12 protein-coding genes are annotated in these 13,374 nt (G+C 45.6%); 3 read left to right on the top strand and 9 right to left on the bottom strand.

The genetic code is table 11. The features are described 5' to 3' along the window. Positions 1-179: 179 nt before the first annotated feature. From V8F51_RS16880 to V8F51_RS16920, 9 genes are all read right to left on the bottom strand, one after another. Complete coding sequence (locus V8F51_RS16880) at positions 180-557, bottom strand: sensory rhodopsin transducer (RefSeq protein WP_337101456.1); 378 nt, start codon at positions 555-557, stop codon at positions 180-182. 13 nt (positions 558-570) lie between these two features. Beyond that, entirely contained in the window at positions 571-1,767 is a 1,197-nt protein-coding gene (locus V8F51_RS16885) for a M24 family metallopeptidase (RefSeq protein WP_337101457.1), read from the bottom strand. 26 nt (positions 1,768-1,793) lie between these two features. Continuing rightward, the gene (locus V8F51_RS16890; RefSeq protein ID WP_337101458.1) at positions 1,794-3,278 is read right to left on the bottom strand and encodes a hypothetical protein; all 1,485 of its coding nucleotides are present in this window, start codon (positions 3,276-3,278) and stop codon (positions 1,794-1,796) included. Continuing rightward, on the bottom strand, positions 3,263-4,114 hold the full coding sequence (locus tag V8F51_RS16895; RefSeq protein WP_337101459.1) for an amidohydrolase family protein: 852 nt from the start codon (positions 4,112-4,114) through the stop codon (positions 3,263-3,265). The genes V8F51_RS16890 and V8F51_RS16895 overlap by 16 nt, the downstream gene beginning before the upstream one ends. A gap of 11 nt (positions 4,115-4,125) precedes the next feature. Then, the gene (locus tag V8F51_RS16900) at positions 4,126-4,911 is read right to left on the bottom strand and encodes an amidohydrolase family protein (protein ID WP_337101460.1); all 786 of its coding nucleotides are present in this window, start codon (positions 4,909-4,911) and stop codon (positions 4,126-4,128) included. A 12-nt stretch (positions 4,912-4,923) separates the two neighbouring features. Then, positions 4,924-5,970: a phosphotriesterase family protein gene (locus V8F51_RS16905; protein ID WP_337101461.1), complete on the bottom strand. Its 1,047-nt coding sequence runs from the start codon at positions 5,968-5,970 to the stop codon at positions 4,924-4,926. A 103-nt stretch (positions 5,971-6,073) separates the two neighbouring features. After that, positions 6,074-7,738 (bottom strand): response regulator, encoded by a 1,665-nt coding sequence (locus V8F51_RS16910; RefSeq protein ID WP_337101462.1) that lies wholly within the window; start codon positions 7,736-7,738, stop codon positions 6,074-6,076. Further along, positions 7,704-9,470 carry a sensor histidine kinase gene (locus tag V8F51_RS16915; RefSeq protein WP_337101463.1) on the bottom strand — a complete coding sequence of 589 codons (1,767 nt, stop codon included), beginning with the start codon at positions 9,468-9,470 and terminating at the stop codon, positions 7,704-7,706. Before V8F51_RS16915 ends, V8F51_RS16910 begins: the two co-directional genes overlap by 35 nt. A 124-nt stretch (positions 9,471-9,594) precedes the next feature. Beyond that, positions 9,595-10,473: a LysR family transcriptional regulator gene (locus V8F51_RS16920; RefSeq protein ID WP_337101464.1), complete on the bottom strand. Its 879-nt coding sequence runs from the start codon at positions 10,471-10,473 to the stop codon at positions 9,595-9,597. A gap of 117 nt (positions 10,474-10,590) precedes the next feature. Between V8F51_RS16920 and V8F51_RS16925 the strand changes: the two genes are divergently transcribed. Genes V8F51_RS16925 through V8F51_RS16935 form a run of 3 tightly spaced genes read left to right on the top strand, consistent with a single transcriptional unit; the run spans position 10,591 to position 13,374 of the window. Next, on the top strand, positions 10,591-11,490 hold the full coding sequence (locus V8F51_RS16925) for a 3-hydroxyacyl-CoA dehydrogenase family protein (protein WP_337101465.1): 900 nt from the start codon (positions 10,591-10,593) through the stop codon (positions 11,488-11,490). After that, on the top strand, positions 11,477-12,670 hold the full coding sequence (locus V8F51_RS16930) for an acetyl-CoA C-acetyltransferase (protein WP_337101467.1): 1,194 nt from the start codon (positions 11,477-11,479) through the stop codon (positions 12,668-12,670). The genes V8F51_RS16925 and V8F51_RS16930 overlap by 14 nt, the downstream gene beginning before the upstream one ends. Before the next feature lie 17 nt (positions 12,671-12,687). Then, positions 12,688-13,374, top strand: coding sequence for a CoA transferase subunit A (locus V8F51_RS16935; protein WP_337101469.1), 687 nt, complete (start codon positions 12,688-12,690; stop codon positions 13,372-13,374).

Genomic DNA, 13,374 nt, shown 5'->3' on the forward strand with positions numbered 1-13,374 from the left:
TAACCACTTGCTAATTTCCACCTTTAATATCTTCTGTCCACTACCTTATATTTCGTATAACCCATGCAAAAAACCGATAATAATAGAGAACGCAAAGAAAGGAATTTGAACGCTAGAATCAGGATTGTATTCATCCAAATAAGCGGCAAACTCCCATCTTTACATTCCCTTGTACCAAATTACTCCGAATATCCCATCATTCCTATATACGCCAGATTGGGCTGGGCAATATCCATTCTGCCATACTGAATGATGACTTCGATATCGCTGCGGAAACGAAGGGAATATTGGACTTGTCTACCCAGTGCAATTCCGCCAATTTCTTCAGGATGATCCATCCGAATGCACTTTACCCTTCTGGCACTTACGTTAAGCTTGATGTCTTGGTCAGGCTCTCGATCTTCATAGAAAATATCCATGAAAATATGGGCATCTGTATCGTGACAATTCAGTATCATAATAGCTTCATGGCCTTCAAACAAATCCTGCTCCATTTTCCCCTTATACGGCAAATATCCATCAATTACATACCAGTTCCGGGCGCCTTCTTTGTTCATACCCTCTTCCTCCTCAGTTCACCGATATTTCCCTCGTGGTTCTCCATGTCTTGCTGAGATGTCTGACTAGCTTCGACATCGATTCATAACCGTTATTGGTGACCAGAAGGCTTTCTTCAATCCGGTTGGAGCCATGAGGATGGCCGAATAAACTGACATCCGTATTCACGGTCATACCCGCAGTGAATATCGCGACAGAATTCTCGTCCGGGTACGGGGATTCGGCTTCCGCCAGGCCACAACCGTGGAGCGGCGGGTATAAATCATACTGCGTCATCCCATGCTTCTTAAAACAGTCTTTAACAGCGCGTACCACATCGCTCTGCTTGGCGCCGCCTTTAATCCGGGCAAGCCCGGTTTCCTCCGCTTCAACGAGAACATCGATGAATGCCTTCTGCTCTTCCGTCATCGTCCCGGCAACAAACGGAAAGTTCACGGTTGCTATATACCCCTCGACCTGTACGGCTATAGCGGCCAGGATCATGTCTCCCTCTTCAATCACTTTGCTCGAAGGCCGCCCGATAATCGTCTTTACCCGATCGCCGCTGGTAATCAGACAGAACGGCATATGTTCCGCTCCTTGACGTGTACATTCACCATAAGCCAGTGAGGCCAGTTCCAGTTCCGTCATCCCCGGCCTTACCCGTTCGATCATTAACTTATAGCCTGCATCGGCAATTCTGGCTGCCTCCTGCAGGCAAGCAATCTCGTTCGCAGACTTGTTCATCCTCAGCTTGAATAACAAATCAGCTGCATCTACGATTTCAATCCCTGCAAAACTGGACTCGATGATCTTCATTAACGGCACAGGAATCGCATCAATACCCGCCACACCCAGTTTGTGGAGTGAAAGGCTTTCCTGCAGTTGCTTGCAAATTGCGATCAAGCTCGTATAATGAGCGAGCGGATACTCAATATTGTCGGGTACAGTTACGCAATTAAATTCGGGTAACAGTCGAACATCCGACCAAGCGCTCATTTCACGACAAAACATTTCCCCTTCTGGCGCAGCTAAAATAATGGGATCTCCGCTGAGCGGAACAATTACCGCCCCTCGTTCGAATAACGGCCAGTAGTTTCCAATATAACGCAGGTTTTCCTTCCTGTACTCGTCGCCATAAACCAAGCATGCTTGCAAATCTTGATCTCTCATAAGTTCTCTCAAGCTTTCAATTCTAGCAATATATTCCTCAATGGGAATCTTAATCAAATGAATCTCCTCCTCAATTCCAAACTTTAATAGATCACTTTTCTTATTCCCATAAAATCGGCAATCATCGAAAGTTCCTCCGTAAGGTCGCCGTATGCAATAATACAGTGATGAGCAAATCCTTCCTTGATAAGCGTAGTCAAAAATGGCTTGATTGGAGTATCAAACTTTACAACGCCTGTAATTTCCTCACAAGGAATGTTAGTTGGAATATGCAAGGCCTCGCCTTTTACAATAAGCATCTTATAACCTTCTGCATCAATAATCAGATGACTAATCGTCACTTCTCCTGGCTTGATTGTATATTCGAAACCAAATCCCGCTCCCTGCAATCCCCATTGTTCAGGTGAACGGTTCACCTTAACCGTGTTTCTGTCGGTTGCATAATTGGTGTTCGCATAACCATGATGAACCATGAGCAGGGCATTCAGCTCCTCATCATATTCGCCCCACTCGGCATAAGTCGGCATTTGTCCGCTGAGTTCATTCATGATGGTCATGATGATCAGACCATGTACATCTCCCTCGGTATTCACGATATACTTGCCTTCCTCATGTATCATGGTATTGGCCAAGTATGAGGTCGTTCCCGTTTTCTGTTCCACATAATGCTGACCGAGCAGTGTAAGCGCATCCAACCGGAATCGCTCAAGCGTTCTCCGAAGAGCTACGTAAAATCTTGATGATTGGTAGACATCGTTATCGCTTAGTCCCACGATATTAAACCTGCTCTTCGTTGCTGCTTCGATCATTTTAATTTCTTCATCGTCAGCTTGACTGAACTGATCAAGCAAATGGTCGACCTGAATAGCAATTATATTGGGCCCGAGCGTCCCCTTGATCATCGTCTTGTCGTATTCGAAATCGTACATGCCTCTGAATACATGACCGATAACACCGATATTCGTATTCTTAAGTTGCTGATAAACCTTGTATGCCCGTATATACTTCTTTATTTCTCCGTAGCCTTCTGTATCGTGAATTGAACCAACAACAACCTTTAAGTCCGGGTACCATCCCATCTTTCTGAATGTGGCTGCCAATTGCAGACTGGCGATTAAAGCGGAATTTCTTAGAATGTTTTCATAGTTGGTTTGCAAATTTATTTTATTGCTGGATTGCGTATTGAACAGGATAACCGGAACATGACGAATATGCTCCAGCGCCTGGATGGCCATATAATCCGGGCAATAGGTGCCTGCAACATATACGATTATATCGACTCTTTCATCGGCCAGCTTCTTGCCAGCTTTATCAGCCGCATCAAGCGTATCAATTAAACCCGGCCAGATAACCGCATCATGATCCAGAACTTCGCATAAATGGGTATAGACGCAAGTCATATCCTCATTTACGTTGGCTCTCATGGTTTCAGGGAACATTCGCCAGTACTCGAAGAATCCAAGCGTGAGCAAACCGACCTTCAATGAGCCGGTCTTCTCTCTTAACGTCAATAAGTCTCCGAATGTATTGCCTTTAGCCGTTTCAAACGACTCTATGATATCTGACATCTACGCTTCAAACCTTTCCTAAGTTGTTTTTGTGCCTGAATGCCCGCGAGCAAGCGAGCTGCGTTATGATGGATAATATTCTCGATATCTTGATCGCTAATGCCCGATAAGAGCACGCTGCCCAGCATATAATGGGGGTCATACCAAGGGAAATCGGTTCCAAACAGCACCTTCTCAGAAGAGGCTTCCTGCACCATCTTCAAGACAACCCCATTAAGACGTCCGGTATCGCACAATTCCAAGTAAACGTTAGAGCGTTCCTTGGCAAGTGCAATCGCATAATCCGTTTCCCCGGGCGCCGAATGACCCAGAAGGAATTGAATATTCTCATATTCACGCGACAGCTCTGCAATCATCTGCGGTGGATTATATGGACTATGTCCCCAAGTATGCGAAAGGAGCAATAAACCACGTTCGTTCGCAAATTCATATATTTTGCGATACTTCTCCCCGTTAAGCGGATATTTGTGATAGTCTGGAAGAACTTTGAACCCCAGAAAACCTTCGAAGCTATCAAATTGTTCCAGATCACGATCTAGATCATGATCATAATGCGGATTCACCGCATAATAGCCATAAATCTTTCCGGGATATTCGCGCATAGCAGCGCGGATATCCGAGTTGCCGCGTATTGGATCAAACAAGGCACTATGCGGTGCCGAGATAATCCACTCGATATTTTGTCTGTCCATCGCGTTAATCATCATTTCCAATTTCGCTTCAGGCAAATAAGTGCCGTAAAAAGCACCCATATGTGTATGCATATCAATGATTGAAATGCTGCTCAAGCGGCCCGTTTCAAAAAATTCTTTCGCCAGAAGCGATTTACTGGTCATTGTGTGCAAACTCATAATTTCACCTCGCTCAGCATTCTTTCCGCATTACGATAAGCGATGTTCTCCAAATGCTCCGTTGCAATGCCCGATCCGAATAGTGTCGCTAGCGGACCGCCTATCCCATTGCTCGGAAATTCAGAACCGAAGAGCAAACGTTCCGAACCGAATTTATTGCATATTTCCCTGATCTCTCCGGCGGTCTGCATATCTCCGGTCTCGATATAAAAGTTTTTGTAAGTTTTGAGCAATGGAAATGTCAGCCTAGAATGGCTCCACAAGCCGTAGTTATAAAGAATAACCGTAAGATCCGGGTATTCCTGCAACACTTGGTATATTCCTTCCCATCCCTCGCTAGACGACAAGTACAGTGGAATTTGAGCAGCAGCGAGTTCTTGCAGAAGGTCACCCATAACAACGCGATTCAACAAATATCGGTTCCGTTCCGGATAGGCCCTCAGCAATTTCACGCCGCTGGCTCTCATCGCCGGGAATAAATGTTCCGGTGCGTACTGTTCTTCCGTAATAGAAGGCAGGATGGTCCATGTAGGAATTAATCGTTCCGGCGATTTAACCGTTTCTGCAATCACTGCTCGGTTTCCATAATCCGGATCGACATCCGCCATCGTATTGTGACCAACGATTGCACGGTCAACGCCACAATAGTCCATCGCAACGAGCATTTCCTCCGCGTCACGCACTTGTTTCACCTTTTCACGAACAAGCAAATGTTCATGATTGACGACCTCATAATTAATCGTTTTGTATCCAATGGAGCAACTGCAATCGATAATCTGCATTTTCTTCCCTCCTTAATCGAATGGATTGTCCAGAAATGTGGCTGGATTGTCGCACATAATCATCCTGATTTGTTCTTGTGTTATCCCTTCGTCTTCCATCATCGGCACAATGTTCGTCAGTATATGGTCGAACCCCCAACCTCCATACTGATGCAAACAGGTTTTCAGACAGACATCGTTTGATACCAGTATTTGCGACACATAGCCTTCATCTATTAACTGCTTGATCACTTTTACACGCTCAATATCTCTGGCGAACAAGCCTTGCAGTATGCTTCTGTGTCTTTTGTCGGCATAAAACTCCTTGCCGAAATTATCAAACTCGATATATACCCCTTGCTGAAGCAACGCTCTCAAATAATCCATCCGCAAATCAACATCAATGTGGTTAATGCAAATTTTTTCAGTTGAGGCACCTTGCTCCTTAAGAATTCGGATGACCTCATGCCCCGTTTCGCCCCACAAATAGGTATGCACATGCAGTCCCAATCCCGTTTCCCGCTGAACTAAACCCGCTGCCATCAACGACTTTTTCTCATTGGGATAGATGATTTCGCTCGTGCCGATTTCACCAATAACTCCCGCTCTAATACTCGTCCCTTCCATCCCGTATTTGATCTCCGCCAGCATTTCTTCTGCAATATCCTCGATTGTTTTCGCATCCATTTCCGGAGGGTGAGAAGCATGGATATAATAACCGCAGCCAGCAACAATTTGGATACCCGTCTCCCGAGACACGCCGGCAAGCAGTACCGGATCTCTCCCGATATCGCGAAGGGTCAGATCAACCAATGTGCCTCCTCCCGCTTTTTTTAAGGCCAGGAGCTCATCCCTGACAACCTTCTCGTCATCGATCACGGCATTATCCAGCACAGCATACGGATTGCGAGACAAGTGACCCAAATTAGTCAAACTTACTTTTTCTTGAGCCATTGTCTTGGCCGAGATACTTTGCGGAGACGGCACAAGATTGCGTAAATCAATAAAAGCATGCTCGTGAGGCAGTACCCAGCCGAGCTTATCCTTATCTACCTTACCGGTTACTGTCATTACAGACATGGGCAGTCCTCCCCGCATATATAAGCTTTAAATTCATTCCCCTCACAACATTCATTATAGTTAGACGGTTCAAATGTAGACTACTCACCGATTTCCACTTTTCCTATCTTCTGTCCACTGAATGGATCTCCCTATATTCCTGAGGCGTCATTCCTGTTGCTTTGCGGAAAAATCGGTAGAAATACGGCTCAGACAAAAATCCGACAGCACTTGAAATCTCATAAATTTTCATGGATGTTTCTTGAAGCATGGTTTGCGCATGCACCAACTTGGATCGGCTAACATAGCTTGACAGGTCCTCTCCTGTACTTTTTTTGTATAACCGGGATAAATACTTTGAATTATGCCCTACGATATCTCCTATCCGCACGAGCGACAGATCTCCGTCCAGATGATGTTGTATGTACTTCTGAACCTTATTGATTACAACATTCTCCTCATGCTCCATTCCTACTTTCTTTTCGGCAAATATAGCCGACGACAGCTCCTTGAAAAAGTCGGCAATGTCTCGCCAAGATGAATGCGCTTCCATAGATATCAGCTTGCTAATATTCGAATGATAGCCCATCTCTTCCGGAAAATAACGATTCATGTGAGAAAGAAATATCGGAACGAGCGAATAATAGATTTCTTGTTCGATCATAGGTTCATTGGCATGGTCGGAGCCTGTAAGCAGAATATCGGACAATACCGTTTCAAAGTTTTCTTTTTGTCCATTCTGAAGATACAGCCTCAGCTGATCCAACTGTTTTCCAAGATGATTGTCATTTAACGATATTAGCTTGGGCTCGCAAGCTTTCTCTTCTTTATCCTGATAAACCCATAGAAACTCTGATCCCAAACCAAGTCCGCGTGACATCCATTGCGTGCATTTCCCATAGACGTCGCTTACCCTCGGCCACGTTGTCGGTTGTTCTTGCAAGATGAAAGAAAGCGATGTACCCAATAAATCCTTGCAGGTTTGTTGAATGAGCTCCAGACTTCCCATTAAGAAGTTCTTGCTGTCTGACCATGTAACGATATGGTTTGATGCGGAAATCTTGGGTTGAATAAACCACAACATTCTGCTATGGTTCAGTTCAACCGAGAGCAAAGCGAGAGAGGACTGCAAGTACTCTTGAGCTACATTCTGTATGCTGTAGACTAATAAGTTGCGATCATAGATGCTGTAATTCTCTCGAAAGCTGTCAACTCTTACTAGCACCAGCATGACCGGTTGGTCTGCATGAAGCGGAATTTGCAGCTCAGTGAAATGCTCAGTCAGTCTGGAGATCGAATATATATCGCCTTGCAGAATATTTTGCAGGAACTCCTTTTGCAGCAATGGGATTGTCAGACGCAGCTGTTTGCCCGCCTGAGCGATCAGCTCCTGCATCTTGACTTCTTCTTTATTAAGCTCTATCGCCTTTTCCACAGCCTTGAATATGACTTCATCGCCCTCACCCTTAAGCACATAGTCGATACCTTGATTCCGCAAAGCATCTTGAATATATTGAAAATCACTGAACCCGGTGAGGATAATAACTTTACAATGCGGCCATGTTTGATTGATCCGCATTTGCAACTCCAGTCCATCCATTTCTGGCATTCCTATGTCTGTAATGACGATGTCCATTCGTATTTGCGAAAGCAGCTTTAATGCCTCCGCTGCGGAATGAGCGCCATATACTTCTAACGGCTGCATATCTTGCTGCATGAATAAATCCACCAACCCATTCACTATGATGGGTTCATCATCCACGATTAATAGTCGATTCACTTTCATCATCCCTTCTATTCGGAATATCGATCGTTACTTTCAGCCCCCCCAGCTCACTCCTCTCAACCTGCAACCCAAATTGCAAACCGAAATAGATCTGAAGCCTGCGATGAACATTGATCAACCCCGTTATTTCTTGTTCATTCTTTCCTTTAACCAGCAAACCTCTCAAGTGATTTAAGGTTGTATCACTCAACTCGCTTCCATTATCCTCCACCGATATCAGAAGAGAATCCTGTTTCGTTATGACGATATCAACTTGAAGGACGGCATTGCTTCCTCTTTTCTCCAGCCCGTACTTGTATGCATTCTCTATGAGCGGCTGTATGATCATTCTAGGCACTTTGATCTTCCGATAGGGCTCGGGAAGAGATGGCCACTCTATGCGTATACGATCTGCAAAACGTATTTTCTGAATTTCTATGTATACATTCGCATGGTTCCATTCTTCATCTAAATAAATCTCGCTGACTCCGGTTCGTGTCAGGAACAAAAAATATTTCCCCAATAGATCTGTGAAACGAGTCACATCCGGCAAGCCATAGGATGCAGCCATTCGATGCAGCATAAATATGGTATTGTACAAAAAATGAGGATTGATCTGAGACTGTAATTGCTTCAATTCTGCTTGTTGGGTCAATATGCGCTGCGTATATACTTCATGGATCAGTTCTCTGAGCCGATTTACCATCACATTGAACTGTCTGTACAAATACTGAAATTCATCGTGCTTATCATGTCGCAGCGCCACATTCAGATCTCCATCTTCTACTCTGCGCAATGCACGAACGAATACCTGCAGAGGACGATGGATTATGAGATACATGCGATAAGAGAAAAATAGAACAACAAATATAGCTGCAATAGATAAAAACCAGAATAAATAGGTAAATCGATTAAGAACTTTAAAAATCTGTCGTTCAGGCACGGCTACCAACAGCGTTGTATCCAAATATTTAGAACTACGATAGGCACCAAGATAAGATTGAGCATCCAATGGCATATTATTAATTCCGCTGCCATGAAGAAAAGTATTTCCATCCAAAGCATCTTGAAAATCCGCAGCTAACTCCACGCCGCTTGAAGTATTGGATAACATCCAAGTGTTGGAATTATCGATCAGAAAGTACTTTCCATCTTCTTTTGCCGTAATTTGCACCAGGGTCTGCTTCATTCGTTCGGGGGACAAAATGATTTTAATATAAAAATTCGATCTTGCTCCGGAGTACGGGGGATCATACAAAGCGAGAATTAATTGTTCTCTCCACACAACAATTCGGGGACTTCTATTGACATTCGTTTCACGGATCATCTTCATTTCGTCTTCCTCCATGGGTTTGGAATAACTGGAAGCTCGAATTGTTTTTTGAATATTAGGGATGTAAATTTGAACATCTTCTATAAATCGACTCGACTCCTTGAACATAAACAGCTTATTGGACAATCGTTTAATCGCGGCAAGCCGCTCATATTGCGTTAAAGCAATCGAGACGGTGCTCAGCTTCTGCAAATCTTCATCGGCCAGATAATCCGTTTTCAACTGAGCGATATGATTGATTTCGGAATCAATCAATTCCGAATAAGAACTGACTCGTGATTCCATAGAACTTGCAATTTCATTACGAAGTATTGAGCCGCTTGTATGATTAATCGTGAACACCAAAATATAGATGGGCAATATAACAATCAGAAAGAGGAATAATATACGCAGAAATATATTAGGATTTTTTAGAATACTCAAATCTCTCAACTCCGATCCATTCTTGTCGAGGTTGTTCTACTCTGATCATAAGGCATTCTCCTGCTTGATCTGAAGTTGCTTTTGTCCACTTCTACTATCTTTTATCCACCTTATAGCACATGCCTCAAAATACTTGCTCCGCATACTCTATCCAGCCTCTGGCTGCATGAGATAAGTAGCCGTCTTTTTTCCATATAATGCCCAAATCCCAATGAATGTTTGGCTCGATATCACTGATGACACATACCATACGGGGATCGAACTTGTCGCAGATCGTTTCCGGAAGCAACGAAATCCCTTGATTGGCGCAAATCAATTCGTAGATGAAATCCCACTGACTGCTCTCGTACGCGACTTGCGGTTCGAATCCCTCACGGATACAAGCATCTTTCACTCGATCGTGAAGATTGAATTCCTGACGGAAGAGGATGAAAGACTCTTCGCGCAATTCGAACAAACGCACTTTATTTCTGAGCGACAAAGGGTGTCCGATCGGTACAATGAGCTTCAAATGCCGATTTACGATCGGAACGATCTCGAATTGAGTCGCATCCACTGGCAAGACGACAACTCCCAAATCGATGCTGTTCTCTAGCAGAAGCTGCTCTATCCGCTTCCCTCCCTCCTCAACGAGTTGAATCGTAACTCCCTGATGCCTTTTACGGAACTCCGTTATGACTCTGGGGAAGAAACTCGCTCCGATAATCGGCGGAAGCCCCAAAGTGAAGCTCCCGGCTTTAAGCTGAGTTAGATCGGCTACTGCTGCTTGAAGATTTTCAGTAGCGTTTATAACCGCTTGCGCATGAAGCTGCACCACTTTCCCTGCTTCCGTCAGCATCACTTTGCGTGTCGAACGGTTAAACAGCTCAACCCCCAGCTCGCTTTCCAGGTTTTTGACCATTTTGCTGATCGTTGGTTGAGACAGATGAATCGCTTGGCTCGCCTTTGAGAAACTTCCATGCGCCGCAACTTCTAGAAAGTAGCTTAGCTGTCTGATATCCATCATATGGCCTCCTCTCATATATAGATATTTCGAATAAATAGTATTCTATATATGTATTATGACTATATTATAGTTTTGTGTAAAATAATTACAAGTGACAGACCAAGGAGGATTCGAATGATCAAGCATATCGGAGTGTTAGGAGCGGGAACGATGGGACTTGCCATTGCTCGTTTATTCGCGGAGCATCGTTATGAGGTCTCTCTGTATGAGCCTAATGACGTAATGTTGCAAAGTGTAAAAACCCAACTGAACAAAGAGACTCTCCTCATCCAGCTAACAAGCCATTTCGAGAAAGCGGTTGCAACAGCTGATCTAATCATAGAATGTGTTCCTGAGCAGCTTACAGTCAAACGTGAGGTTTATCAGCAGCTGGCCTCAGTTATTAGGAATGAGACCATCGTAGCTTCAAACACCTCAACCTACGCTCTTCAGACATTGGCGCAAGAACTGCCCTTTGCTAATCGAATGGTCATTACCCACTTTTTCAATCCGGCACACCTAATTCCATTAGTCGAAATGGTTGGCTTGCCCGCCACACCGCCATCCATCCTGGAAGAGCTCGCAGCACTGCTGCGAAAATGCGGAAAAACACCCGTCGTGCTAAATAAGGATATCCCCGGCTTTATCGCTAATCGTCTACAAGCCGCTTTAATGAGAGAAGCCTGCTACTTGCTAGACAGCGGCGTAGCCAATGCCGCGCAAATCGATACGGTAGTAAGCGAAGGACTTGGTCTTCGCTGGGCAATGAAAGGACCGTTTGAGATTGCAGACCTGGGAGGACTTGATATATGGGCCAAAGTAACCGGACAACTTTTCCCCGAATTAAGCAACAGCACGGTTACTCCTGGAACTATCGAGAAGCTGGCCGCTTGCGGTGAGCTCGGAGTTAAGACCGGCAGCGGCTATTATGAGTATGACGATCCCGCTGCAGCCGCATCGGACATGAGCTACAGTCTACAGCGTCTGCTTGCTTTGAAAGGGACTGGGAGGCATGAGAAAGATGACAACGAATAATGTCGTAATCGCAAGTGCGGTGCGGACGCCTATTGGCAGTTTCAACGGCATATACAAAGATGTATCGGCGATACAACTCGGCCAAATTGTTATCGCTGAAGCGATACGGCGGGCAGGCATTGCTCCAACTGACGTAGAGGAAGTCATCATGGGGAATGTGCTGCAAGCCGGACTAGGTCAGAACCCTGCCAGACAAGCCGCGCTTGCCGCCGGTATTCCCGTAGAGAGCAGCGCCCTGACTATCAATAAAGTATGCGGTTCCGGAATGAAAGCGATTAGTCTTGCTGCCAATGCGATTCTTTGCAAGGAAAGCGAAATTATCGTCGCAGGAGGGATGGAGAATATGACCCTCGCTCCTTATCTCTTGCCAGATGCCCGCTCCGGCTATCGTATGGGAAGCCAGACGATTGTGGACAGTATGATGCATGACGGGCTTCGATGCGCAACAAATCGTTATCCGATGGGCATAACGGCCGAGAATCTATGTGAACGCTACGGATTTATCCGAGAGCAGTTGGATCGATACGCCTATGACAGCCAGTTAAAAGCGAAGGAAGCGATCGCTGCGGGCAAGTTCGCCGATGAAATCACATCCGTTGGCATTCCACGAAGGAAAGACAGTCCTCTATCAGTCACGGCGGATGAATACCCCCGCCTAAACACGAGTATAGAGGCTTTAGCGAAGCTACAGCCTGCCTTCAAGCCGGACGGCATTGTAACAGCCGGCAACTCCTCCGGGATAAATGACGGAGCGGCAGCGCTCGTCCTAATGTCGGAGGCGAAGGCCTCCTCCCTAGGCATTAAGCCTTTGGCGATCATTCGCTCCTATGCCTCCGCCGGAATTGATCCCGCCTTGATGGGGCTTGGTCCTATTCCTGCAACTGAACGCGCTCTTGCCCAAGCTGGCTTGAACATAAGCGATCTCGACTTAATTGAGGTTAACGAAGCATTCGCAGCGCAAGCGTTGGCTTTCTCAAAACATTTTGATTATGACCCAGCTATTTTCAATGTGAATGGCGGCGCGATCGCTTTAGGCCACCCGATCGGTGCCAGCGGAGCGCGCGTGCTCGTTACTCTACTATACGAAATGAGACGCAGAGTCTCCCGCTATGGGTTGGCGTCGTTATGCATCGGCGGCGGTCAAGGCATCGCAACCATTGTTGAGAACATATTGGAATAGGAAGGTGACGAACAATGATGAAAGAAACGTTAACCTCATTCTCCGACGCAGTTCAGCCTATTCCTGATGGAGCGACCTTAATGGTCGGCGGCTTCGGCCTTGTCGGTATCCCGGAGCAGCTCATCCTCGCATTGGCCGAGAAGGGTGTCCGAAACTTAACCATCATCTCGAATAACTGCGGGGTAGACGATTGGGGACTCGGTCTCCTGCTTCGAAACAAACAGATCAACAAAATTATAGCCTCCTACGTCGGAGAGAACAAAGAGTTCGAGCGCCAAGTACTTAATGGGGAAATTGAAGCTGAACTCGTACCTCAAGGCACATTAGCCGAGCGAATTCGAGCAGGCGGATCCGGCATTCCAGCCTTTTATACACCAGCTGGAGTGGGGACTCCTCTTGCAGAAGGACGGGAAACCCGAATGTTCGATGGTATTGAATACGTGCTCGAGCATGCTCTCACAGCTGATTTCAGCCTCATTCGAGCAGCTAAAGCCGATCGTATGGGAAATCTGATTTATAATAAAACAGCCCGAAACTTCAATCCGATTATGGCGGCTGCAGGCAAGGTTACGATCGCTGAAACAGAGCAAATTGTAGAAATCGGTCAGTTAGATCCGGAAATGATACACACACCAGGGATCTATGTGCAAAAGCTCATCACAGCTGTCCAAGAGAAACGGATCGAGCGGCTTACTACTCAATAA

The organism is Paenibacillus sp. YIM B09110 (assembly GCF_037167145.1).
Classification (GTDB): domain Bacteria; phylum Bacillota; class Bacilli; order Paenibacillales; family Paenibacillaceae; genus Pristimantibacillus.